The 22,491-nt window shown below is 71.4% G+C and carries 22 protein-coding genes and 1 pseudogene; 7 read left to right on the top strand and 16 right to left on the bottom strand.

Features of this window, described 5'->3' with window-relative positions:
• Nucleotides 1-70 precede the first annotated feature (70 nt).
• The 6 genes from FF041_RS21410 to FF041_RS21385 all read right to left on the bottom strand — a co-directional run bounded on the left by FF041_RS21410 (nt 71) and on the right by FF041_RS21385 (nt 5,514).
• A complete protein-coding gene (locus FF041_RS21410) occupies nt 71-517 on the bottom strand; it encodes a DUF6278 family protein (RefSeq protein WP_153524262.1) in 447 nt (148 codons plus the stop codon).
• Nucleotides 518-665: 148 nt separating this feature from the next.
• The gene (locus tag FF041_RS21405) at nt 666-1,445 is read right to left on the bottom strand and encodes an exodeoxyribonuclease III (RefSeq protein WP_153524261.1); all 780 of its coding nucleotides are present in this window, start codon (nt 1,443-1,445) and stop codon (nt 666-668) included.
• A gap of 30 nt (nt 1,446-1,475) precedes the next feature.
• Nucleotides 1,476-2,105: an MBL fold metallo-hydrolase gene (locus tag FF041_RS21400; RefSeq protein ID WP_153524260.1), complete on the bottom strand. Its 630-nt coding sequence runs from the start codon at nt 2,103-2,105 to the stop codon at nt 1,476-1,478.
• Nucleotides 2,106-2,117: 12 nt separating this feature from the next.
• The gene (gene pcaDC, locus FF041_RS21395; RefSeq protein ID WP_407698182.1) at nt 2,118-3,386 is read right to left on the bottom strand and encodes a bifunctional 3-oxoadipate enol-lactonase/4-carboxymuconolactone decarboxylase PcaDC; all 1,269 of its coding nucleotides are present in this window, start codon (nt 3,384-3,386) and stop codon (nt 2,118-2,120) included.
• A 262-nt stretch (nt 3,387-3,648) separates the two neighbouring features.
• Nucleotides 3,649-4,224 carry a hypothetical protein gene (locus FF041_RS21390; RefSeq protein WP_153524258.1) on the bottom strand — a complete coding sequence of 192 codons (576 nt, stop codon included), beginning with the start codon at nt 4,222-4,224 and terminating at the stop codon, nt 3,649-3,651.
• A gap of 129 nt (nt 4,225-4,353) precedes the next feature.
• Nucleotides 4,354-5,514 (bottom strand): ROK family glucokinase, encoded by a 1,161-nt coding sequence (locus FF041_RS21385; RefSeq protein WP_323371439.1) that lies wholly within the window; start codon nt 5,512-5,514, stop codon nt 4,354-4,356.
• Nucleotides 5,515-5,776: 262 nt separating this feature from the next.
• Between FF041_RS21385 and FF041_RS21380 the strand changes: the two genes are divergently transcribed.
• The 4 genes from FF041_RS21380 to FF041_RS21365 all read left to right on the top strand — a co-directional run bounded on the left by FF041_RS21380 (nt 5,777) and on the right by FF041_RS21365 (nt 9,298).
• Nucleotides 5,777-6,034 carry a hypothetical protein gene (locus FF041_RS21380; protein ID WP_153482629.1) on the top strand — a complete coding sequence of 86 codons (258 nt, stop codon included), beginning with the start codon at nt 5,777-5,779 and terminating at the stop codon, nt 6,032-6,034.
• A gap of 299 nt (nt 6,035-6,333) precedes the next feature.
• Nucleotides 6,334-6,864, top strand: coding sequence for a TlpA family protein disulfide reductase (locus tag FF041_RS21375; RefSeq protein WP_153524257.1), 531 nt, complete (start codon nt 6,334-6,336; stop codon nt 6,862-6,864).
• Nucleotides 6,861-8,816, top strand: coding sequence for an ABC transporter ATP-binding protein (locus tag FF041_RS21370; RefSeq protein WP_323392330.1), 1,956 nt, complete (start codon nt 6,861-6,863; stop codon nt 8,814-8,816). The genes FF041_RS21375 and FF041_RS21370 overlap by 4 nt, the downstream gene beginning before the upstream one ends.
• Nucleotides 8,810-9,298, top strand: a complete 489-nt coding sequence (locus tag FF041_RS21365) for a S26 family signal peptidase (RefSeq protein ID WP_228388461.1) — start codon at nt 8,810-8,812, stop codon at nt 9,296-9,298. Before FF041_RS21370 ends, FF041_RS21365 begins: the two co-directional genes overlap by 7 nt.
• A 176-nt stretch (nt 9,299-9,474) precedes the next feature.
• Here the strand turns inward: FF041_RS21365 and FF041_RS21360 are convergent, their stop codons facing one another.
• The 5 genes from FF041_RS21360 to FF041_RS21340 form a co-directional block, all read right to left on the bottom strand.
• Nucleotides 9,475-10,314 (bottom strand): ATP-binding cassette domain-containing protein, encoded by an 840-nt coding sequence (locus FF041_RS21360; protein ID WP_153524256.1) that lies wholly within the window; start codon nt 10,312-10,314, stop codon nt 9,475-9,477.
• A complete protein-coding gene (locus FF041_RS21355; RefSeq protein ID WP_153482624.1) occupies nt 10,311-11,372 on the bottom strand; it encodes an ABC transporter permease in 1,062 nt (353 codons plus the stop codon). The genes FF041_RS21360 and FF041_RS21355 overlap by 4 nt, the downstream gene beginning before the upstream one ends.
• Complete coding sequence (locus FF041_RS21350; protein WP_407698181.1) at nt 11,369-12,382, bottom strand: sugar ABC transporter substrate-binding protein; 1,014 nt, start codon at nt 12,380-12,382, stop codon at nt 11,369-11,371. The genes FF041_RS21355 and FF041_RS21350 overlap by 4 nt, the downstream gene beginning before the upstream one ends.
• A 227-nt stretch (nt 12,383-12,609) precedes the next feature.
• Nucleotides 12,610-13,605, bottom strand: a complete 996-nt coding sequence (locus FF041_RS21345; RefSeq protein WP_153524255.1) for a sugar ABC transporter substrate-binding protein — start codon at nt 13,603-13,605, stop codon at nt 12,610-12,612.
• Between the two features lie 143 nt (nt 13,606-13,748).
• Nucleotides 13,749-14,522 carry a GntR family transcriptional regulator gene (locus tag FF041_RS21340; RefSeq protein WP_323392328.1) on the bottom strand — a complete coding sequence of 258 codons (774 nt, stop codon included), beginning with the start codon at nt 14,520-14,522 and terminating at the stop codon, nt 13,749-13,751.
• 101 nt (nt 14,523-14,623) lie between these two features.
• Between FF041_RS21340 and FF041_RS21335 the strand changes: the two genes are divergently transcribed.
• Entirely contained in the window at nt 14,624-15,628 is a 1,005-nt protein-coding gene (locus FF041_RS21335) for a Gfo/Idh/MocA family protein (RefSeq protein WP_153524253.1), read from the top strand.
• Between the two features lie 192 nt (nt 15,629-15,820).
• Here FF041_RS21335 and FF041_RS21330 read toward each other — a convergent pair whose 3' ends face one another.
• The 3 genes from FF041_RS21330 to FF041_RS21320 all read right to left on the bottom strand — a co-directional run bounded on the left by FF041_RS21330 (nt 15,821) and on the right by FF041_RS21320 (nt 19,267).
• Nucleotides 15,821-16,498, bottom strand: coding sequence for a response regulator transcription factor (locus FF041_RS21330; RefSeq protein ID WP_153524252.1), 678 nt, complete (start codon nt 16,496-16,498; stop codon nt 15,821-15,823).
• A 50-nt stretch (nt 16,499-16,548) separates the two neighbouring features.
• Complete coding sequence (locus FF041_RS21325; RefSeq protein WP_228388479.1) at nt 16,549-17,847, bottom strand: IS4 family transposase; 1,299 nt, start codon at nt 17,845-17,847, stop codon at nt 16,549-16,551.
• Between the two features lie 199 nt (nt 17,848-18,046).
• Nucleotides 18,047-19,267 (bottom strand): RNA-guided endonuclease InsQ/TnpB family protein, encoded by a 1,221-nt coding sequence (locus tag FF041_RS21320; protein WP_323392326.1) that lies wholly within the window; start codon nt 19,265-19,267, stop codon nt 18,047-18,049.
• A 26-nt stretch (nt 19,268-19,293) separates the two neighbouring features.
• Between FF041_RS21320 and tnpA the strand changes: the two are divergent.
• Nucleotides 19,294-19,704: pseudogene (gene tnpA, locus FF041_RS21315) on the top strand (IS200/IS605 family transposase); the annotation flags it as partial.
• Between the two features lie 65 nt (nt 19,705-19,769).
• Here tnpA and FF041_RS21310 read toward each other — a convergent pair.
• Complete coding sequence (locus FF041_RS21310) at nt 19,770-20,387, bottom strand: dihydrofolate reductase family protein (RefSeq protein ID WP_153524251.1); 618 nt, start codon at nt 20,385-20,387, stop codon at nt 19,770-19,772.
• Between the two features lie 486 nt (nt 20,388-20,873).
• Between FF041_RS21310 and FF041_RS39190 the strand changes: the two genes are divergently transcribed.
• Nucleotides 20,874-21,290, top strand: coding sequence for a hypothetical protein (locus FF041_RS39190; protein ID WP_228388460.1), 417 nt, complete (start codon nt 20,874-20,876; stop codon nt 21,288-21,290).
• A 35-nt stretch (nt 21,291-21,325) separates the two neighbouring features.
• Here FF041_RS39190 and alc read toward each other — a convergent pair whose 3' ends face one another.
• Complete coding sequence (gene alc / locus FF041_RS21300; protein ID WP_153524250.1) at nt 21,326-22,489, bottom strand: allantoicase; 1,164 nt, start codon at nt 22,487-22,489, stop codon at nt 21,326-21,328.
• Nucleotides 22,490-22,491 lie beyond the last annotated feature (2 nt).

The following is a 22,491-nucleotide window of genomic DNA, read 5'->3' as shown; positions in this document are numbered from 1 at the left end:
CGGGGCGGGGGCGGGATGGATGGATGCGGGCGGGGCAGGACGGATGGGACAGGCGGGGCGGGCGACCCGGTCAGATCTCGGCGGCCTCCGCATAGACCTGGGACAGCTGAGGCACGCCGTTGACCGCCCAGTCCAGACCGGCTTCCACCACACCGATCTCCCGGCCGGAGGCGAGTCGCACCACCGGGTGACCACCCGGCCAGATGTGCCAGCTCGCGCCCCGTACCGTACGGACGATCACCGTACCGAGGTAGAGGCCCGCGTCATTGCCCACCCAGGGCAGCTCTTCGGGGTCCTCCCGCCAGCGCGGCGGAAGCTGGTCCAGGGCGGCCAGGGACGCCGGGGTGTCGTCGAGGTCCAGCCCCAGCGCCTGCGCCCGGGCGCGCAGCAGCTCGCACTCCGAGAGCAGTTCGGCGACGGCCGCCGCGCGCTCCGGGTCCTTCTCGGGGGCGGGGTCGGCGGCGGGCGGGGGCTCGCCGTGACGCCTGAGCCAGTTGTCCAAGAAAGGGATCTTCATACCGCCCAGCGTCGCATCCTCCGACCCACCGGCACCATACGGCGCGCGCCACGGTTCCGGCCCGGGGCCCTGAGCCCGGGGCCCTGAACCGGCCGGGGAGCGGGCCGTTGCCGAGCCGTCGTCGGGCCCCGGGGCCCGACGGGCCGGGTCAGAGCTCCAGATCGACCACGACCGGTGCGTGGTCCGACGCACCCTTGCCCTTGCGCTCCTCACGGTCGACATAGCCGTCCTTGACCGCTCCGGCGAACGCCCCGTTCCCATAGACGAGGTCGATGCGCATCCCGCGGTTCTTCGGGAAGCCGAGCTGACGGTAGTCCCAGTAGGTGAAGGGGTGCTCGTACTTGAGCGGACGGGGCACCACATCGGACAGACCCGTCTCGCGCAGCGCGGCCAGCGCGGCCCGCTCGGGCTCGGTGACATGGGTGCTGCCCTCGAAGGCGGCGCGGTCCCAGACGTCGTCGTCGGTGGGCGCGATGTTGAAGTCGCCGAGCACCGCGAAGGGGCGGCCGCCCGCCGCGTCGGCGGCGACCGCGTCCTTGAGCGCGCCCAGCCACTTCAGTTTGTAGGCGTAGTGGTCATGGGTGATCTCCCGGCCATTGGGCACATAGACCGACCAGAGCCGCACCGGACCGCAGGTCGCGGAGACCGCCCGCGGCTCCTGCGCCCCCGCGTACTCCGGCCCGCCGGGCAGTCCTCCGACCACGTCGTCGAGGCCCACGCGGGAGACCAGCGCCACCCCGTTCCACCGGCCGTCTGCGTGGACGGCGGACTCATAGCCCAGCTCGCGCAGCTCGTCCGAGGGGAACTGCTCCTCGGTGCACTTGGTCTCCTGCACGCACAGGACGTCCGTGCCGCTGCTCTCCAGCCAGGCGAGCAGCCGGGGCAGCCGGGCGGTGATCGAGTTGACGTTCCAGGTGGCGATACGCATGGACGCCAGCCTAACGCCGGGGTCCGACAGTCAGAGCTCGGCGCTCTGCCCCGGGGCGAGCCGCCCGTGCTCCGCGCCGCCGCCGAGATTGCCGAGATGCGTGTCGTAGATCGGCCGGGCGAGATCGGTGAGCAGCGCGTCGTGGATGTCGATGGCCCGCCGGGGAGCGACCTCCCGTACGTAGTCGATGACCTCGGAGATCTTGCTCCAGGGCGCCTGTACGGGGACCATCAGCGTGTCGACGGGCGTCTGCGGCACGGTGAGGGCGTCGCCGGGGTGGAAGAGGGAGCCGTCCACCAGATAGCCGACGTTGGTGATCCGCGGGAGATCCGGGTGTATCACGGCGTGCAGCTCGCCGTGGACCTGGACGTCGAATCCGGCGGCGGTGAAGGCGTCGCCGTGGCCGACGGTGTGCACCCGGCCGGGGAACCCCGCCGAGATCCTCCCGGCGACGCTCCCGAGGGTCCACACCTCGGCCCCGGCTTCGAGGGCCGCGCGCACCCGGCCCTCCTCGAAGTGGTCGGGGTGTTCATGGGTGATGAGGACGGCGTCCGCGCCGACAGCCGCGTCCTGCTCGCTGAAGGCCCCGGGGTCGATGACCAGGGTGGCCCCGTCCTTCTCCAGCCGGACGCAGGAATGCTTCAGTTTGGTGAGCCTCATACCCCCATCCTGCTACGGACTGGGCGCGGTCTCCTCCCGGATCACGGCGCGCGCGGCCTCGAAGGCGGCGCTCGCGGCCGGAACGCCGCAGTAGACGGCCGTCTGGAGGAGGATCTCCGAGATCTCCTCGGGGGTGAGCCCGTTCCGCAGCGCGGCCCGGGTGTGGAAGGCGAGCTCCTCGCGGTGGCCGCCGGCGACCAGCGCCGTCAGGGCGATGACGCTGCGGGTGCGCCGGTCGAGGCCGTCGCGGGCCCAGACCTCGCCCCAGGCGTAGCGGGTGATCAGCTCCTGGAACCCGGCGGTGAAGGCGTCGGCCTCGGCGAGCGCCCGGTCCACATGGGCGTCGCCGAGGACCTCCCGGCGGATCCTCATCCCCGGCTCATAGGGGTCGGGGCGGCCGGTCGGCTGGGGCGGGACCTCGGCGGGGGCGATCTCGGCGACCGGGGTGACGGGCGCGGAGACGGTGGGGACGGGGGGCACGGGGATCGCCGTCAGGGTGTCCTGTGAGACGCCCGCGAAGTGCCGTACGAGCAGATCGGTGACGGCCGCCGGCTGTTCCACGGGCGCGAGATGGGAGGCGCCGGGCACCAGGGCGAGCCGGGCGTCGGTGATCCCGGCGACCAGGGTGCGGGCCTCGGCGGGTCCGGTGGTCTGATCCTCCGAGCCGACGAGCACCAGGGTGGGCACGCCGACCCGGCCGAGGTCCTCCCGCGCGTCGAACGCGGCGAGGGCCTCGCAGGCGGCTATGTAGCAGCCGGGGTCGGTGGTGCGGACCATCTGCACGGCCCAGTCGACGATCGCGGGCTGGGCGGCGGCGAAGCCCTGGGTGAACCAGCTCTCCGGGGCGCTGCGGGCGATCGGCTCCAGCCCGTTGGTGCGGACGACCACCCCGCGGCGGCGGAACTCGTCCGCGGTGCCGAACCGGGGCGAGGCGGAGACCAGGGCGAGGGAGGCGATGCGGTGGGGGTGGCGCAGCGCCAGATCGATGCCTATCGCGCCGGCTATCGAGCAGCCCGTATAGCCGAAGCGCTGGATGCCCAGCTCGTCGAGGGTGGCGAGGAGCCGGTCGGTCAGCTCGCCGACGGCGGTCGCGGGATGGGCGGGGGCGCCGCCGTGGCCTGGCAGGTCGTAGCGGAAGACCCGCCACTCGCGGGACAGCTCGGCGATCTGGCGGTCCCACATGTGCCAGGTGGTGCCGAGAGAAGGGCCCAGGACGAGGACGGGTGCGTCTTCGGGTCCGTCCATGCGGTATTGCAGGGTCTTAGTCGTCGTCTCACTCACCCGCTCACGCTCCCATATCCCACCCCTCTCCCAGGGGCGAGGGTCGGGACACTCGCCAGACCTCCCCATGCGTCCGCCGCCGGACGAAGATCCTCCACATCCGCCTTCACCCACCGGCGTGCCGTGGTCCTGGCGTTGGCGCGGAGTCGAGGCCCATATCCCCTGCGAGCAGGGAGGATGACGGATTGACCTTGCCCTTGGGGCAGAGCGCGGAGTTCCGCGTGGAGGTGGGGACACCCCGGAGCCCGTGGGGTGGGGCCGCTCAGGGGTTGGCGGTGGAGACCACATACACCTTGGGCTGGGCGGAATCGGTCATGTCGACGGCGATGTCCTGGGTGGGGCGGGGGTCCTTCCGGGTGTGCCGGAGGCCCGCCCAGGGGGTGTCGCCGGTGAAGTCCCAGCCGACGGTGGCGGCGTCGCGCGGGCTGATGGTCACCGCGCCCTCCTGGAGGGCGGCGCGGTCGGCGCCCACTCCGTCGAGGAAGAGGTCCAGTCCGGCGGAGGTGGTGGTGAACCGGACGTACAGCCTGCTGGTCTTCCAGTTGCTGGTCTCGAAGTAGGCGACCTCGGTCGACTCGGGCGGGATGGGCACCTCGAAGACGCGCCGCTTCATCTGGGACGGCCAGCTGTCGCGCAGCCCCTGGGCGGAGGACTCGGCCGCCTTGTCCCGGCCGCTGTCGCGGCTCTGCTCGGCGGAGATCACCAGATAGCCGGCCGGGATGCCGACGAGCAGCACGATGATGATCGCCGTCAGCCAGCGGCGGAGGATCATCCGCCGCCGGCCCTCGGGGGGCCGGAAGCTCTCATCCGGGGAGGTGGGCTGGCGGGGAACGGTCATGACGTGGGTGTTCCTGGACGGTCCGGGGCAGTTCGGTCAGAAGTGAAGTCTACGGTCCCCGCACCCCGGAGCCGTCCGGTCCGGGCGGGGGACGCCCGGCGCGTCACCGCCCCGCGGGCACGGCCCGGCTCACGGCTCCTGCGTGGTCCGGGGGGACGCGGAGTTGCGCAGGGCCTGGGCGTACCGCTCGTACCGCTCATGGCGCTCCACCCGGCGGCGGTTGGCGCGGCGGAAGCGGCGGGCCACGAGCCGCGCCAGGTCGGCCGCGCCGACCATGCCGGCCTCGGGCCCCAGCTGGGCCTTGACGATCCTGGCCTCCGGACGGTAGCCGCGCCCGGTCAGATGGCGGCGGAAGGCGTCTCTGGCGGGCCCGATCAGCAGATCGTCGGCCGCGCTGACCCCGCCCCCGATGACGAAGCAGGAGGGGTCGAGGGCGGCGGCCAGATTGGCGATGCCGACGCCGAGCCACTGGCCGATGTCCTGGAACAGCTCGACGCACATCGCGTCGCCCTCGCGCGCCAGCTCGGTGATCAGCGGTCCGGTGATGTCCTGGACGCTGCCGCCGACGCGGTCGATGAGGGAGTGGGCCACCGGGGACTCGGCGGCGGCCAGCTCCCGGGCCTCGCGCACCAGGGCGTTGCCCGAGCTGTACTGCTCCCAGCAGCCGCGGTTGCCGCAGGGGCAGCGGTGCCCGCCGGGCACCACCTGCATATGGCCGAACTCCCCGGCGACCCCGTACTTACCGCGCTTGACCTGCCCGTCCTCCAGGATCGCGCCGCCGATCCCGGTGCCGAGGGTGATCATCACCAGATGGTCCTCGCCACGGCCCGCGCCGAAGCGCCACTCCGCCCAGGCGGCGGTGTTGGCGTCGTTGTCGACCAGAACGGGCACGGCGAGCCGGGCGGAGAGCGCGTCGCGCAGGGGCTCGTTGCGCCAGGCGAGATGGGGGGCGAAGAGGACCTTGGAGCGGTCGGCGTCGACCCATCCGGCCGCGCCGATGCCCACGGCGTGCACATCGTGCCGGTCGGAGAGGTCCAGGACCAGCTCGCAGATGGTGTCCTCGACGACCTTGGGGCTCTTGGACTTGTCCGGGGTCTCGGTGCGGACCTTCTCCAGGATGACCCCGTCGGCGTCGACGACCCCGGCCATCACCTTCGTGCCGCCGATGTCGATGCCGACGGTGGGGACGCGGGGCGCGGTCAGATGGGAACGGCGCTCGCGGGCACTGACGGTCCGCAGGACGGTGGCGCGGGCGGAGCCCCGGTGCGCGAAGTCGCGGTAGGTGCTCACCGGGCGTGGTCCCCAGCGGCGGAACGGGTGGTGGCGGGTGCTCGCACGGTTCGCGTCGTCCCTGGTGTCGTGGGGGCCGGTTATCGCGTGATGATCTCCCTCACCCCGGGACCGGCGGCGGACGGCGCCCGCCATGGGCGATTCTGCCACTCCCGGGGCCCGGGGGACGTGGGGAGCGTAAAGGGTCCGTACGGGCCAACCCTGGAGCAGCTGTGAGCCGTCTCACAATGCCGGGGAGTGCGTTGCGAACAGGTCTAGTCCAGTGATCGACTTCACGCGCTTCGTCCCCGATGGAAGGGAACGTATGAACGCCCTGCGGAAACTCGGCGATGCGCTGCTCGCGCGGCTGGCGCCCGAGGCACAGGCGGAGGCCGTCACCTGCGGCACGGCCTGCCCGTCCTACAAGGACTACCAGTGCTTCACGTTCCGCTTGCACGAACGCTGCTGCTACCGGGCGAAACCGCCGTACTGCAGCCGGGCCTACTGCGGGCCCTGGGAGTACACGGGCAGCTTCTGTTAGCCGCGCGGCGCGGACCCGGCGAGGGAGGCGGCGCGGCCCTCTGCGGGCGGGCCGGCTCCCTTGCCCGGGGCTTCCCCGCGGGGCGGGCCGGCTCCCGCGGGCGGGCCGTCCGCCTGCGGGCAGGCCGTCCCCACCGGGCGCGGCCGGAACGGGAACCACCGGAGCTCCGGCCCGGGCCGCGACGGGCGGCTGGAGCGCCGGTCCGGGGCTCCTGCGCGGACGCCGCCGCCCCAGGCGCGCGACCCCGGCCCCGCGAACCGATGGTCCGTACCACCATGATCTGACGCTGGAGAAGAGAGATGGCCTTCGTAGTCGCCGGTCTCGTGCTCGTCGGGGCGATCGGCTTACTGAATCTGCTGCTGATCACCGCTGTCATCCGGCGGCTGCGCCGGCAGGAGGAGGAGCGCGGCGAGGCGCTGCGCAGCGGCCCCCGCCCCGGCGAGGAACTGCCCGAGTTCTCCGCCGTCGCGCTGTCGGGGCGCTCCGTCTCCCGGGCGGGGCTGGCCGGCGGGCCCGCGGTGCTCGTCTTTCTGTCGACGGGCTGCCCCGCCTGTCCGGCCGCCGTTCCCCGTCTCGTGGAGTACGCCGCACAGGCCGGGCTGGACCGGGAGCGGACGATCGTGGTGATCACCGGCGCGGAGTCGGAGGCCGGTGAGCTGATCGAACCGCTGGCGGGCGTCGCTACGGTCGTGACCGAGCCCTTCCCCGGCGAGCTGAGCCGGACGTTCTCGGTCTCCGGAACGCCGACGACCGTGATCGTCGGCATGGACGGCCGGGTCGCCTACGCGGAGGCGGGCACGAGTCCGCTGATCGCTCCGGCCGCCGCGTGAGCGGAGCCCGGGAGAGCCGGGAGGAGCGAACAGGCCAGGAGAACCGAAAGGGCCGTGCGGGGGACACAGCGCGCGGCAGGACCGGAGGCGCGCGGGCGCTCCTGAGCCGTACCGCCGAAGCCCTGGCCCTGAGCCTGCGCGCGGGCCCGGTCGGCTGCCTCTGCTCCGCGCTCCTCGCCACCGTCCAGGGACTGCTGCCCGCCGGTATCGCCCTGCTCACCAAGTGGCTGCTCGATCGGCTCCAGCACGGCCCCGCCGCCGGCGGGCCGCAGCCGCTCGCGCTGGTGGCCGGGCTCGCCCTGCTGACCACGCTGTACGCGCTGCTGCCGCAGCTGTCCGAGTACGCCCAGGCCCGGCTGCGGCGCGGCATCGTCCTGGTGGTGCAGGACCGGCTCTACGGCGCGGTCAACCGGTTCACCGGGATGGCCCGGTTCGAGTCACCGGCCTTCCTGGACCGGCTGCGGCTCGCCCAGGAGGCCGCCGTCACCGCACCGGAGCGGATCACCGCCTCGCTCTTCGCCGTGGTGCAGCAGTCCCTGACCGTGGCCGGGCTGATCACCGTGCTCTTCACCATCTCGCCGCCGATGACCCTGATCACGGTCGCCGCCGCGGCGCCGGTGCTGCTGGTGGAGACGGCGCTGAGCCGGGAGCGGGCCCGGATGACACTCTCGCTCAGCCCGCGCAACCGGCGGCAGCTCTTCTACCAGCGGATGCTGCTGGACCTGGCGGCCGTCAAGGAGATCAGACTCTTCGGGCTCGGCGGCTTTCTGCTGCGCCGGATGAACGACGAGACCCGGGTGATCAACGCCGCCGAGGAGCGGCTCGACCGGCGTGCCCTGCTGCGCCAGGCGCCGCTCACCGCGCTCGGCACCGTGATCGCGGCGGGCGGCCTGGCCTGGATGATCATGGCGGCGGCAGACGGCCGGTTCACCATCGGGGACGTCTCGGCCTTCATCGCCTCCGTCTCCGGGGTGCAGGGCGCGCTCGTCGGCATGCTGCTCCAGGGCGCCGGGGCGTATCAGGCGCTGCTGCTGCTCGGACACTTCACCGATGTCACCACGGCGGGCCCCGATCTCCCGGTGCGCCGGGAGCCGCTGCCGACCGGGCCGCTGAGCCGCGGCGTCGAGCTCGACGACGTCTGGTTCCGGTACGGCGACGACGGGCCCTGGGTGCTGCGCGGGGTCAGTCTGACCATTCCGTACGGCTCCTCCCTCGCCCTCGTGGGGCTCAACGGAGCGGGCAAGAGCACTCTGGTGAAGCTGCTCTGCCGGCTGTACGACCCGGTCCGGGGCGCGATCCGCTGGGACGGGACCGATCTGCGGGACATGGACCCGGGGCGGCTGCGGGACCGGATCAGCGCCGTCTTCCAGGACTACGTGGAGTACGACTTCACCGCGGCCGACAACATCGGGCTGGGCGATCTGGCGCACCACGGCGAGCTGGACCGTATCGTCGCGGCGGCGCGGGCCGCCGACGCGCACGATCTGGTCTCGGCGCTCCCCCGGGGGTACGCGACGCTGCTCTCGCGGGTTTTCACGGAGGGATCCGGGGAGGGGGAGGCGGGGGAGGCCGGGGTCTCGCTCTCCGGCGGCCAGTGGCAGCGGCTGGCCCTGGCGCGGGCGATGATGCGCGAGGGGCGGGATCTGCTGATCCTCGACGAGCCGAGCGCGGGTCTCGACGCCGCCGCCGAGGAGCGGGTGCACCGGCGGCTGCGGGCCTACCGCGCGGGCGCGACCAGCCTGCTGATCTCGCACCGTCTCGGCGCGGTGCGGCGGGCCGACCGGATCGCGGTGCTGGAGGAGGGGCGGATCACCGAGGCGGGCAGCCACCGGGAGCTGATGCGCCGCGCCGGGACCTATGCCCGGCTGTTCACGATCCAGGCGTCCGGGTACGCCGACGCGCACGGGCCGGACGGGACGGGCGAGGCAGAAGAGGCGGAGGAACGGTGCTGACCTTCGGGGAACGCGGCGGACGGGGCGCGGCGACCGCGTGGTGGGCCGCCGCGGGCACGGGCGTGCTGGCGGCGCTCGCGGGCGCGGCCTGGTCCGTGCGCCGGGGCTATGTGGCGGTCACGGTGGTCGGCGAGAGCATGTCCCCGGCGCTGCTGCCGGGCCACCGGGTGCTGATCCGCCGGGGATGCCGCGGACTGCGCCCCGGCCGGATCGCGGTGATCGCCGCGCCGGACCCGGATCCGGCGCGGGCCTGGCGGGGCCGGGGGCCCGCGCCCCGCGATCCGGGGGCGGCGGCCTGGAACATCAAGCGGGTGGCGGCGGTGGCGGGCGATCCGATGCCGCCACGGGTGGCGGGCGGCGGGGAGCGGGTGCCGCCCGGGCATGTGGTGGTGATCGGGGACCGGCCGCTGAGCCAGGACTCCAAGCAGTACGGGCCGTGCCCGGTGGATCAGGTGCTGGGCGTGGTGGTGCGCAGGCTGTAGCGGCGCGGTGCCGGGCCGGGCGGGGAAGCCACACCAGGGCTCCGGCCCGGACCGGGAAACCACACCGGAGCTCCGGCCCGGGCCAGGAAGCCACACCCGGGGCTCCGGTCCGGGCGGGGAACCCTCGCCGGATCCCCCGCCCGGAGCCCGTGGCCCGTGCCCGTGCCCGTGCGCCGCTACTTCTCCGGGCCGCCGAGGTGGGTCGGCGCGGGAGCGCGCTCCAGCTCATGCCGGAGGTCCTCCAGCTCGCTGCCGCCCGCCATCTGGCGCGTCAGCTCGTCCAGGGACACCGAGTCCTTGGTGTGGCTCGCCGACATGGTCCCCCGCTTCAGCAGGATGAACCGGTCCCCCACGAGATACGCGTGGTGCGGATTGTGCGTGATCAGCACCACGCCGAGCCCGGCGTCCCGGGCAGCCGCCACATACTTCAGCACCACCCCGGACTGCTTGACGCCGAGCGCCGCCGTCGGCTCGTCCAGGACCAGGACCTTGGCCCCGAAGTAGACCGCCCGCGCGATCGCGACACACTGCCGCTCACCGCCCGACAGCGTCCCGATCGGCTGGTCCACATCGCGCAGATCGATGCCCATCCGCAGCAGCTCGGTCCGGGTCGTCTCCCGCATCCTGCGGACGTCGAGCCGCTTGAAGGGGCCGGACCCGGTCGTCGGCTCGGAGCCGAGGAAGAAGTTCCGCCACACCGGCATCAGCGGGACGACCGCCAGATCCTGGTAGACGGTGGCGATGCCCCGGTCCAGCGCCTCACGGGGATTGGCCAGCCGGGTCTGCTCGCCCTCGATCGAGAAGGTGCCCGCGTCATGCTGGTGCAGCCCTGCGATGATCTTGATGAGGGTGGACTTACCGGCTCCGTTGTCGCCGAGCACACAGGTGATGTCACCCGCGTGGACCTCCAGCGAGACGCCCTCCAGGGCCCGGATGTTCCCGTAGTACTTGCTCACCTGGTCCAGTTCGACCAGTGCGGGCCGATCGGTCCCGGCCGGAGCGGGCTGATCGCTCATCGTGTCGCCTCCGCCCGCTTGCGCACCCATGCGTTCAGCAGGGTGGCCAGTAGGAGCATCGCTCCGAGGAAGAACTTGAACCAGTCCGGGTTCCACTCCGCGTAGACGATGCCCTTGCTGGTCATGCCGAAGATCAGCGCGCCGATCGCCGAGCCGATCGCGGAGCCGTAGCCGCCGGTGATCAGACAGCCGCCGATGACGGCCGCGATGATGTAGATCAGCTCATTGCCGACGCCCTCGCCGGACTGGACCACGTCGAACGAGAACAGCAGATGCTGCCCCGAGATCCAGGCCGCGAACGCGACCCCCATGTAGAGGCCGATCCTGGTCCTGGTGACCGGGACGCCGACCGCGCGGGCGGCGTCCGGACCGCCGCCGACCGCGAAGATCCAGTTGCCGAAGCGGGTCCGCAGCAGAACCCAGGTGGCGAGGGCGACCAGTCCGATCCACCAGAGAATGGTGACCTTGATCGTGACCTCGCCGAAGGTGAACTCGGAGGCGAAGAGCGCCTTGGCCGAGTCGAAGCCCTCCATGTCGGCGATGGACTTGGTGGAGACCGTGCCGCTGATCAGCTTGGTGAAACCGAGATTGAGGCCGGTCAGCATCAGAAAGGTGCCGAGCGTGATGATGAAGCTGGGGAGTTTGGTACGGGTGAGCAGCACCCCGTTGAAGACCCCGACCGCCAGGGTGACCAGCAGGGAGACCAGCACCCCGACCCAGACGTTCGCGGTCATCTGGTAGCTGATCATCGACGAGATCAGCGCCGAGCTGGTCACCAGCACACCGGCCGAGAGGTCGAACTCGCCGCCGATCATCAGCAGCGCGACCGGTACGGCCATGATCCCGATGGTGGAGGCCGCGTACAGCACGGTGGAGAGGCTGGCGGCGCGCAGGAAGGAGTCGGCGACGACCGCGAAGAAGACGAAGACGGCGATCGCGCCGACGACCGAGCCCAGCTCGGGCCGGCCGAGCAGGCTGCGCAGCGGCGAGGTGCGGATCAGCCGTTCATCGGCGGCGCCGGGCTCCCGGGTGCCGGCGGGTGGTGCGGTCGCGCTCATCGGGTCCCCCGCTTGGTGTAGTCCTCCAGCTCGGCGGCGTCGGCCTCGGTGATGATCTGCGGTCCGGTGAGCACGGGCCGGCCGCCGCCGAGGACATCGGCGTTGTACCGGTAGAGCCAGAGCAGATCGATGGCCTCGTACCCCTGGAGATAGGGCTGCTGGTCGACGGCGAAGCCGAGCGTGCCGGACTTCAGGGCGGCGGCGACCTTGGCGTTCAGATCGAAGGTGACGATCTCGGCCTTGCTGCCCGCGGCGTCCTTGGCCTTGACGGCGGTGTCCGCGAACGGCGCGCCGAGGGTGATCACACTGTCGATGGAGGGGTCCGTCTGGAGCTTGGCCTCGATGGACGCCTGGACGTCGGGCATATTGGTGCCCTCGACATACAGGTTCCGCAGCTCTCCGTCGAAGGTCTTCTTCGCTCCGGCGCAGCGCTGCTCATGGCCGACGTTGCCCTGCTCGTGCAGGACGCAGACGGCGTTCTTCCGGCCGCGCTCGTTCAGCTCGTCGCCGACCGCCTCACCGGCCACGGTCTCGTCCTGGCCGATATGGGTGAGCGCGCCGTACTCCTTGGACTGCTCGGAGCCCGAGTTGACGGTGATCACCGGGATGCCGGCGGCGACGGCCTTCTTGACGACGTCCTTCATCGCGTCCGGCTTGGCGAGCGTGACGATCAGTCCGTCGACCTTCTTGTCGATGGCGGTCTGGACGAGCTGGGCCTGCTCCTTGCCCTCGTCGTTCTTGGAGTAGAGGAAGTTGATGTTGTCCTTGGCCGCGGCCTCCTCGGCGCCCTTCTGGACGATGTCCCAGAAGGTGTCGCCGTCACCCGAGTGGGTGACCATGGCGAAGGTCCAGCGGGGGGTGCTCACCGCGGCCTTCCCCGCCGCGGCCTGGGCCTTACGGGCGTCCTCCGCGCGCTTGCCCCCGGTGCTGCTGCATCCCACGAGGGACGCCCCGAGCACCGCTGCCAGCACCGCGCCGAGTGCGCGTACCCCTGTCCTTGCCCTTGCCACGACGCTGTGCCCTTCTTGCCGTACTGTCTGCCGGTGCGACCGGGGGACGTTTCGTCGCACCCCAGCCGCCCAAGTATGGGTCACGGCAGATCGGAGGGTGGGCATCGGGTGCGCCGGGCGCCTTCCGCGACGGGCCGCCGCGCCCTTCGGGGCGCTGTGGGAGCACCTCACCACGCAGCTCTCCGAGCACCTCTCCGAGCACCTCAACGCGCAGCTCACCGCGCACCTCACCGGGTACCGGCCGCGGTGAGCTTCTCCAGGGCGGGCACATCCTCGCGGGTGATCAGGGCGGGGCCGGTGAGCACGGGCTTCCCGCCGCCGATCACATTGCGGTTGACCTTGTGGAGCCAGAGCTCGTCGACGGCGAGATAGCCCTGGAGATAGGGCTGCTGGTCGACCGCGAAGCCGATCTCGCCCGCCTTGAGCTGCTTGATCACATCGGCGTTGAGATCGAAGGTGTCGATCTCCGCCCGGGAGTCCGCGCCGGCCTTGGCCTTGACGGAGGCGGCGGCGAACGGTGCGCCGAGGGTGATCACGCTGTCGATGTCCCGGGAGCTCTGGAGCTTGGCCTCGATGGACGAGGTGGACTGGGGCATATTGACGCCCTCGACGTTGAGGTTCTCCACCGTGCCGTCGAACGCCTTCCTCACCCCGGCGCAGCGGGCCTCCAGGGAGACATTGCCCTGTTCGTGGATGACGCAGAGCGCCTTCTTCCGGCCGCGCTCGTTCAGCTCCTCGCCGACCGCCTCGCCCGCGACGGACTCGTCCTGGCCGATATGACCGATCGCGCCGAGCTCCCGGGAGAACTCTCCGCCGGAGTTGATCGTGACGACGGGTATCCCGGCCGCGACGGCCTTCTCGACCGCGTCGCCCACCGCTTCGGGCTTGGCGAGGGTGACGATGATCCCGTCCACCCGCTGGTCGATATAGGTCTGGATGAGCTGGGCCTGCTCCTTGCCCTCCTTGTGGGCGGCGTAGAGGAAGTCGGCGTTGTCCTTCTTCGCGGCGACCTTCGCGCCGTTCTGGACGATGTCCCAGAAGGTGTCGCCCTCGCCGGAGTGGGTCACCATGGCGATCTTCAGCTTCTCGGTGGCCGCGGGGACTCCACCGCCGCTCCCGGCGGATTCCTCCTTCGCCTCCTTGCCGCCGGAGCTGCTGCACCCGGCGACGACGACCAGGGCGCATACGGCGAGCAGGGCCACTGCCGTGCGTTGGGTTCGCATCGTGGATCCGCTTTCTCTCCCGGCCGCCCGGTTGCGGCTGGGTGAGTTTTTACGGCGGCTGTGCGACGCCGTCAAGACTTTGTCCGAACATTCTTACGTTCGCCCTGATGTTCGTTCTGACGTTCGCCCGCGCGGCGACGGAGCTACGACCGGACGAGCAGCTGGAACTCGAAGGCGTACCGCGAGGCGCGGTAGATATGGGAGCCGTACTCGACGGCACGCCCGGTGTCGTCGAAGGTGGTGCGCTCCATCGTGAGCACCGGGGCGCCCCGCTCCTCGGCGAGCAGCCCCGCCTCCCGCTCGTCGGCGGCCCGCGCGCCGACCGACTGCCGGGCGCTGTGCAGGGTGATCCCGGCGGCCCGCATCATCCGGTACAGGCCGGTGGCCTCCAGCCGTTCGGTGTCGCAGCCGAGCAGACCGACGGGGAGGTGATTGACGAGCACGGCCATCGGCTCGCCATGGGCGTAGCGCAGCCGTTCTATCCGCTGGACCTCGGCGCCCTCGGCGATTCCCAGCGCGGCGGCGACCCGGGCGCTCGCGGTCTCGGCCGCGTTGCCCAGGACGACGGTGGCGGGCCGCTGGCCGGCCGCCTCCAGATCGTCGTAGAGGCTGCTCAGCTCCAGTGGGCGTTTGACCTGGCTGTGCACGACCTGGGTGCCGACGCCGCGGCGGCGCACCAGCAGCCCCTTGTCCACCAGGGACTGGATGGCCTGGCGCACGGTGGGCCGGGAGAGGCCGAGCCGTGCCGCGAGTTCGATCTCGTTGCCGAGCAGGCTGCCGGGGGTGAGCGCGCCCCTCTCGATGGCCGCCTCCAGCTGCTGGGAGAGCTGGAAGTAGAGCGGGACCGGGCTGGTGCGGTCCACCGCGAGCTGGAGGGAGGGGGACGGTTCCGGCGCGTGTCTGGGCTGCTTGGGCACGGGGCGAGCGTAGTCGCCGCTCATGGTGACGGGAAGCCGTGAGGTTCGGTTGTCAGGACAAAGTCTTGACACGGTGACGGCCGCGGCACCATTTTGGGCGCATGCGCATCGGACTCATCGGAACGGGACGTATCGGGGCTTTCCATGCGGGTGTGCTCAGCCGCCACGGGGAGGTCGACTCCCTGGTCGTGGCGGACGCGGATCCGGCCCGGGCGGCGGCGGTCGCCGAGCACACGGGGGCGACGGCCGCGCCCGGCGTGGACGCGGTCTTCGACGGCGGCGTGGACGCGGTGGTGATCGCCTCGGCGACCGCCTCGCACGCCGAGCTCATCGGGCGGGCGGCCCGCGCCGGGCTCCCCGCCTTCTGCGAGAAGCCGATCGCGGTGGATCTGCCGGGCACCCTCGGCGCGCTCCATGCGGTGGAATCGGCGGGCACCCTGCTCCAACTGGGCTTCATGCGCCGCTTCGACGCCGGGTACACGGCCGCCCGCGAGCTGCTGCGCTCGGGACGGCTGGGCCGGCTGCACACCGTACGGGCGATCACGGCGGACCCCGCGCCGCCGCCCGCGGAGTATCTGCCGCTCTCCGGCGGTCTGTACCGGGACTGTCTGGTGCATGACTTCGACATACTGCGCTGGGTGACCGGGCGGGAGGTCGTGGAGGTGTACGCGACCGGTTCGGACGCGGGCCCGGCGATGTTCCGCGCGGCGGGCGATGTGGACACCGCGGCGGCGGTGCTCACCCTGGACGACGGCGTCCTGGCGACGGCGACCGCGGCCCGCTGCAACGGGGCCGGTTACGACGTACGGATGGAGCTGGCGGGAGAGCTCGACACCATCGCGGTGGGCCTGGCCGACCGTACGCCGGTGACCTCGGCCGAACCGCAGGGCCCGCCCCCCGGGGAGAAGCCGTGGCCAGGGTTCCTCGAACGGTTCGCACCCGCGTACGAAGCCGAACTCGACGCCTTCGTACGGGTGGTGCGGGGGGAGGCGGAGAACCCCTGCGACGGGCGGGAGGCGCTGGCCGCGCTGCGGATCGCGGAGGCGTGCGAGCTCTCCCGGCGCGAGCACAGGCCGGTACGGATCGCGGAGATCCCCGCGGACTGAGCCTCCCGGGGGCCTCCTCGCCTCGTGCGCGCCCTGGCCCGGGGGCCTCCTCGCCTCCTGCGCGCTCCCGCCGGCTGGAACCCTGGCCTGGGGCTCTCCTCGCCTCGTACGCGCCCTGGCCCGGGGCCCCTCGTACCCGCTCCGTCGGCTGGACCTCGGGGGCCCGCCCCGTGCGCGCTCCCGCCGGGGCCCCTACCCGTCCTCGTCGAGCAGTCCGGCGTCGTGGGCCAGCAGAGCGATCTGCACCCGGTTGTTGAGATCGAGCTTGGCCAGAATCCGCGAGACATGGGTCTTCACCGTCGGCACGCTCATATAGAGCGTCGCCGCGATCTCGGCGTTGGACCGGCCCCGGCCCACCGCGATCGCCACCTCCCTCTCCCGCTCGGCCAGGGACGCGAGCCGCAGGGCAGCCGCCCGTCTGCGGGGATCGGCCGCCCGGTCGTGCGCCGGGTCGGCGACATGGCTCATCAACTGCCGGGTGACGGCGGGCGAGAGCACCGGGTCGCCCGCGGCCACCCGCCGTACCGCGTCCACGATCCGGGCGGGCGGGGTGTCCTTGAGGACGAACCCGGCGGCCCCCGCCCGCAGCGCCCTCAGCACCTGCTCGTCGGCGTGGAAGGTGGTGAGCACCACCACCTGCGGAGCTCCGGGCCTGCGGCGCAGCTCCTCGGTGGCGACCAGCCCGTCCACCGTCGGCATCCGGATGTCCATCAGCACCACGTCGGGCGCGTACCGGTCGACCAGCGCGGGGACTTCGGAGCCGTCGGCCCCCTCCCCGACGATCTCCAGATCGTCGGCTCCGCCGAGCATCAGGGCGAGGCCGGCACGGACCAGGGGGTCGTCATCGACGACGAGCAGACGGATAGTCATACGGCCCACGTTGACTTCCGCTCCCCCTCCTAAAGGACAAGGCCGTGAAGTTAGGGGCTGATCGTTGGTGTCACGATGTTGATGCTGAGGGTGGCTTGGTAGGTGTGTCGGTCGACTTTGAGGCTTTTGTAGGCGTAGCGGGACAGGGGGCGTTTCACGGCTCGGGGACTGACGCGTAGGCGTCGGGTGGGCATGAGCTGGTCCAGGACTGCCCGGCCGATCGTTCCGACGAGGTCGATCACCGTATCGGCTATGACGCCTGCGGCCTGGATGATCTGGTCTCGGGCGGTCTGGAGGGCGATGCTGAAGCTTGCCCGGTCCGGGTCGGTGTTCGGGACGGTTCCGGTGGCGTCGGTGATCGCGATCCGCAGGGCCTGGTAGGTGCTCAGCAGAGCGTAGACCTCCTGCGCGATCCCGGCCCAGGTCTTGGACCGCAGGACCCGCCGGCCCAGCATCGACTTCTTGATCTCGAAGTAGGCGGACTCTGTTTCCCACCGCTCGTGATACAGCCTGACCAGGTCGAGCGCCGGATAGCGGCGGGCGTCCAGGAGGCTGGTCGCCAGCCGGTAGAGGCCGGTGCGGCGCCCGGTCGGGGTGGTGATGGTGATCTCGCATTCGATGACGCGGACGTCCAGGTGGCCGAGGCGGGACAGGAATGAGCCGTCGTCGTACCGGGCGAGTACGGGGGGTTTGCGAATGGCGGACAGGCGGGCCACGAAGGCGGCTTCTGTGCCGGCGACGGCGGTGAGGAAGGTGTTGGTGGCGAAGCCGCGGTCCAGGAGCACGATCATGCCGTGGTGCAGGGACCGCATCAGCCGCTTGCCGTAGACGGTCTCACCGCTGCTGCGGGGGCCGAAGGCGGCGTCGATGACGGCTCGGGTCCCGCAGGCGACCAGGGTGGTCAGGCAGATCTGCGGGTATCCGGAGGTGGCGTACTGGTTGGATCCCTTGCCCAGGCGGGTCCGGTGCATCGGGCTGTCGGGGACATCGAGGTAGGTGCCGTCAATGGCGACGGTCAGCATTCCCTTCCAGCGGGCGCCGTTGGTGCGGATCGCTGACGCCGGTCCGCGCAACAGGTCGAACAGGGCCCGCATCGGCCGCACGCCGAGTCGGGTCCGCGCGTCCCACAGCGCCGCCCCGGTGATCGTCGGTATCGGTATCGAGTCCAGCGCGGCTGTGAGCTTGCGCCAGACGCCGGGATAGCCGCACTCCTCGAACAAGGTGGCTGCCAGCAGCAGGTAGACCACCACACGGGCAGGAAGCTTCCGCAGCCGGCGCTGGCTCGCGTTGGTCTCGGCGAGGACGGCATCGACCATCTCGAAGGGAACGATGCGGGTGAGTTCCCCCAGGTGCCCAGGTGCGAACAGCCCCTTGGCTACCGTGATTTCACGCGTGATGACACACTGGCCCGACAGCGGAGCCTCCGGTTGTGTGAACGGCTTGTCTTGGTCGACTGCCAGTTCTACCGGGGCTCCGCTTCCTACGTCCGGCACTCAGCCAGATCACCCCTTGCCACCAGCCCAGAAGCCCTAACTTCACGGCCTTGTCCTAAAGGAGGGGGATTCCTGCCACGGTCGGGTGACCGTCTCGGTGGGTTCCTGCTTCACCGCGCTGTGCCGGGACGTGTCCCGGTCTTACCCGCGCTCCACAGGCTGACACCGCCAGTCCGGCGGCCTTGGCGACGTTGACCGCCGCGTTGATGTCACGGTCCAGGACGGCCCCGCACGCCCCGCACGTCCACACGCGGACGCAGAGGGGTTTGGGGCCGTCCTTGACGCCGCAGGCCGAGCAGACCTGAGAGGTCGGCTCGAACCGGCCGATGCGGTGAAAGGCGCGCCCGTACCGGGCCGCCTTGTACTCCAGCATCGTCACGAACGCGGACCATCCCGCGTCGTGGACGGACCTGGCCAGGCGCGTGCGGGCGAGTCCCCTGACCGCCAGGTTCTCCACGGCGATCGCTTGGTTCTCGCGAATGATCCGTGTGGAGAGCTGGTGGTGGAAGTCGCGCCGCGCGTCGGCGACCCGCGCGTGAGCGCGGGCGACCTTCAGCCGGGCCTTCGTCCGGTTGCTGGACCCCTTCGCCTTGCGGGACAGCCGGCGCTGTTCCCGCTTCAGCTTCTTCTCCGCCCGTCGCAGAAAGCGCGGGCTGTCGATCTTCGTGCCGTCCGAGAGGACCGCGAAATGGGTCAGGCCGAGGTCGATCCCGACCACCGCGTCCGTCTCGGGCAGGGCCTCGTCCGGGTCCGTCTCGACCACGAAGGAGGCGAAATACCGCCCGGCGGCGTCCTTGACGACGGTCACCGTGGACGGTGTGGACGGCAGAGCCCGGGACCACTTCACCCGCACATCGCCGATCTTCGGCAGGGACAGGTCCCCGCCGGCCGTGATCCTCCAGCGGGCGTTGGCGGTGAACCGTACGGCCTGCCGGTTGTCCCGCTTCGACTTGAACCGGGGCGCTCCCATGCGCGGGCGCCTGCCCTTGAGGCCGTCGAAGAAGTTCCGGTACGCGGTGTCCAGGTCCCGCAGGGATTGTTGCAGCACCACGGCGGACACTTCGCCGAGCCATGCGCGTTCGTCGGTCTTCTTCGCCTCCGTGATCAGCAGCTTCGACAGGTCGCCGGTCTTCGGGAACGGCAAGCCCGCGCTGCGGGCGGTCTCACGGGCGCGGAGCGCATCGTTGTAGACCACCCGAGCACACCCGAATGCCCTGGTCAGCGCACCGCGCTGCGGCCCGTTCGGGTACAGGCGGAAGCGGTACCGAAGCTGCACATCGATCACCGTACTGCAGTTGGTTTATGACTGAGTATCAGAACATTCGTACGGGTCGGCACTGTGTTTTCGTCCTCCACGCTCACTCCGTTTTCGTGACGAAGTACCGGTACAAGGTCTTCAAGGACGTGCACCTGACACGGATGGAGGTGATCAAGCGGGCCGTGTGCGAGGAGTTCGCATGCGAGCTGGTGGAGTTCAACGGTGCGAACACCGACGTCCATCGGCTCGTGAACTTCCCGCCGAAGGCAGCCCTGTCCAAGCTGGTCAACTCACTCAAGGGCGTCAGCCCGCGCAGGCTCCGCCAGGAATACCCGGAACTGGTCCGGCACTACTGGCGGGCACAGCGCCCGTGGTCCGGCTCACACTCCGCCGGATCGGTGGGCAGGGCCCCGCTGTCGACCGTCCGCCAGTACATCGAGCAGCAGAACCATCCGCTCCAGCCTGCCGGTCACAGCAGTGCTCAGAGTAGCCCCCGCCGGGGCGAGGCGGGGGCGGGAGTTCAGAGCGCGTAGCTCCCGTACTGGGGGCGGCCCGCCGTCTCATAGGTGTGGATGGCGATGCCCGAGGACGTAGTGCGGGCTCCGGTGTGCCGGAAGGCGGTGGGCGGCAGGCCCTCGGCGAACAGCCGCAGTCCCCCGCCGAGGACGATGGGGAAGACCAGCAGATTCACGGTGTCGACGAGATCCGCCGCGAGGAGGGAGTGGGCGAGCCGGCCGCTGCCGTGCACCTGGAGCTCGCCCTCGGTGCTCTCCTTGAGCGCGGTGATCTCCTTGACCAGGTCGTCGCCGGGGACGACGGAGGTCTTCTCCCATCCTGGGTCGGTCAGTGTGGTCGAGACGACGTACTTCGGCAGGGAGTTGAGACGGGTGGCGACCGGGTTGTCCGGTTCGGTCACCTTGGGCCAGTGCCCGGCGAAGATCTCGTAGGTGCGCCGGCCGAGCAGAAACGCCCCGGCCCGTTCGAAGACCTCCGTGACGAACGTCCCGAATTCCTGGTCCCCGTAGGGCACGGACCAGCCGCCCTGGTCGAAGCCGCCGGTGGAGTCCTCCCCGGGGCCGCCCGGGGCCTGCATCACTCCGTCGAGGGTGACGAAGGTGGTGATCGAGAGCTGTGCCATGCCGTTCCTGCTTCCGTCTGGGGGGTGTGCGCGATCCGTCGTGAACTGTGACCGATCCGGGTCCGGAGAATCATCGGTCGCCGGAGACGATTCTGGATCTTGGCGTCCGATTCCCGCCAGCACGACGCGGCCGGGCAGGGTTTTCTCACCGTCATGAGCACTGATGACGGAGGGGACAACATGTCCGGAACAGCTCTGAGGGGGCGGCGTCTCCGGCGGCCTGTCCGGCAGCCTGTCCGGCGGGCGGCGAGTCGGCCTTCATGACAGGCGCGGAGCTCTCGATCGACGCGTGTTCACGCCTCGGCCGGGGCGCCGGGCCCAGGTCGTGTCTTCAAAGTCCCGTCTTTCCGCCGTGCCCTGGCACCGCACCCCGGCATGAACCGCCGCGCCGCCGCCCTCGTGACACAGGGCGGGACGGCGTCCGCACCCGGACGCCCCCGGAGCGGCCCTCCCGCTCCAGCCGCCGTCCGACTCAGGGAGAACCACGTGTTCACACGCTTCAGAGCGGCAGGCGCCCTCGCGGTCGCGGCCGGTATCACCATGGTGCTCGGTCTCTCGGGCACGGCGGGCGCGGCGGACGCGGGACCGCGCACCCTGTCCGTCGGCACGGGCCAGGTCCATGTGGCGACCGGCTGGGAGCACACCTTCTACGACGGCGCGGCCATCTACTTCTACGCCGAGGACTGCCGGAGTGCGGGCCGGCAGCCGCTCGACTCGCTCCCCGACGGCTGGAACGACAGGCTCAGCTCGCTCCAGATCTACGGCCAGTGCTCGGTGCGCCTCTACGAGCACTACAGCCGGCAGGGCAGACATGTCTGGCACAACGCCAACAGCAGGATCCCGGACCTCTGGGGCTACAACGACCGGACGAGTTCGATGCTGTTCGAGGAACCCATCCAGTGAGCTGAGAAGGAGAACCTCCCGCTCGGGACAGCGGGTCAGCCGCCCAGTTCCCGGTGGCGTGCCTCAAGGCGGGCCGCGCCCCGGTCCGTCAGCCGGCCGAAGACCCGCAGCCGCGAGATGCCCCCGTCCGGGTAGATGTCGATCCGCAGCTCCCGGCCCACCGCGGGCTCCGGCAGGACGAAGCGGTGGTTGGTGTCCGGCTGGAGCGCGGTGCGCGGCAGGATCCCGGCCCACTCGCCCCCGGTCCCGGACCCGGCTCCGGGCCCGGACCCTTCCCCCGACCCGGTCCCGTCTCGCAGGGAGATCGCCGCCCACCCCGCGCTGTTCCCCTTCAGATACGCCGTGTCGATCTCCACCGCGCGGATCTCGGACTGCTCCACCAGCCGGTAGCGGATCCAGTCGTTGCCCCGGTCCCTGCGCCGTCTGGTCTCCCAGCCGTCGTCCATCTTCCGTGAGCGGCCCGGCTGAATGGTGTTCACCGCGGGCGAGTAGAAGCGGTCGGACGCGTCCTCCACCCGGCCGCCGTTCTCCAGGGCCACCAGATCGAAGGCGCCGAGCGCCGCCAGCCACCCGGGGTCCGGCGCGACTTCCCCGTACACCCGCAGCCGTGCGATGCCCCCGTCCGGGTGCTGGTTCACCCGCAGATGGGTGAAGCGGCGTTCGGCGTCCACGGCGAACCCGTTCGCCGCGTGGCCGCCCACGGCCGTACGCGGCACGAGCGTCGTCCACTTCACCCCTTCGGCGAGGAGCTCGCCCGGCCCCGGCACGCCGGGCAGCGCGGTGGCCTCGACGGAGACCGCCTGCGGATAGTTGCCCCGGAAGTGCGCGGTGTCGACCACGATCCCGCGGACGATCCCGGGCGCCCCGAGCCGTATCAGCGCCCAGTCGTGGTCGTCGTCGGCCGGATGGGGCGCGGCGGCCGAGACGCCGCGGCGGCGGCGGGTCTCCCAGCCGTCCATGATCTTGCCCTTGTGGCCGAAGCGTTCGGGGTCGAACTCCGCCGGACCGGGCTTGAGCAGATTCTCGCGCTCGGCGAAGAACTCGTCGTTCGCGGCGATGACGCTCGCGCCCAGCCGCCGGTCGGCGAGATCGGCGTGGTGGGTGAAGGGGAGGTCCGCGGCGCGGTAGTCGGCGTACGGCTCGCCTCCGCCGTAGGGCCTCGCGTCCCCGGTGAAGGAGGGGATGGCGGAAGGGGACATGG

Origin of the sequence: Streptomyces jumonjinensis, from assembly GCF_009600885.1 — a bacterium.
GTDB classification, from domain to species: domain Bacteria; phylum Actinomycetota; class Actinomycetes; order Streptomycetales; family Streptomycetaceae; genus Streptomyces; species Streptomyces jumonjinensis.
The sequence above is the reverse complement of the archived record's forward strand: the minus strand, read 5'-3'. Positions and strand labels throughout refer to the sequence as shown.

Excerpts from the sequence above, each read along its gene's own strand:
- FF041_RS21355 (WP_153482624.1), bottom strand. The coding sequence starts at position 11,372 with ATGAGCGCGACCGCACCACCCGCCGGCACCCGGGAGCCCGGCGCCGCC.
- alc (WP_153524250.1), bottom strand. The coding sequence starts at position 22,489 with ATGTCCCCTTCCGCCATCCCCTCCTTCACCGGGGACGCGAGGCCCTAC.
- FF041_RS21390 (WP_153524258.1), bottom strand. The coding sequence starts at position 4,224 with ATGACCGTTCCCCGCCAGCCCACCTCCCCGGATGAGAGCTTCCGGCCC.
- FF041_RS21405 (WP_153524261.1), bottom strand. The coding sequence starts at position 1,445 with ATGCGTATCGCCACCTGGAACGTCAACTCGATCACCGCCCGGCTGCCC.
- FF041_RS21310 (WP_153524251.1), bottom strand. The coding sequence starts at position 20,387 with ATGGCACAGCTCTCGATCACCACCTTCGTCACCCTCGACGGAGTGATG.
- FF041_RS21375 (WP_153524257.1), top strand. The coding sequence starts at position 6,334 with ATGGCCTTCGTAGTCGCCGGTCTCGTGCTCGTCGGGGCGATCGGCTTA.
- FF041_RS21335 (WP_153524253.1), top strand. The coding sequence starts at position 14,624 with ATGCGCATCGGACTCATCGGAACGGGACGTATCGGGGCTTTCCATGCG.
- FF041_RS21400 (WP_153524260.1), bottom strand. The coding sequence starts at position 2,105 with ATGAGGCTCACCAAACTGAAGCATTCCTGCGTCCGGCTGGAGAAGGAC.
- FF041_RS21330 (WP_153524252.1), bottom strand. The coding sequence starts at position 16,498 with ATGACTATCCGTCTGCTCGTCGTCGATGACGACCCCCTGGTCCGTGCC.
- FF041_RS21345 (WP_153524255.1), bottom strand. The coding sequence starts at position 13,605 with ATGCGAACCCAACGCACGGCAGTGGCCCTGCTCGCCGTATGCGCCCTG.
- FF041_RS21360 (WP_153524256.1), bottom strand. The coding sequence starts at position 10,314 with ATGAGCGATCAGCCCGCTCCGGCCGGGACCGATCGGCCCGCACTGGTC.
- FF041_RS21410 (WP_153524262.1), bottom strand. The coding sequence starts at position 517 with ATGAAGATCCCTTTCTTGGACAACTGGCTCAGGCGTCACGGCGAGCCC.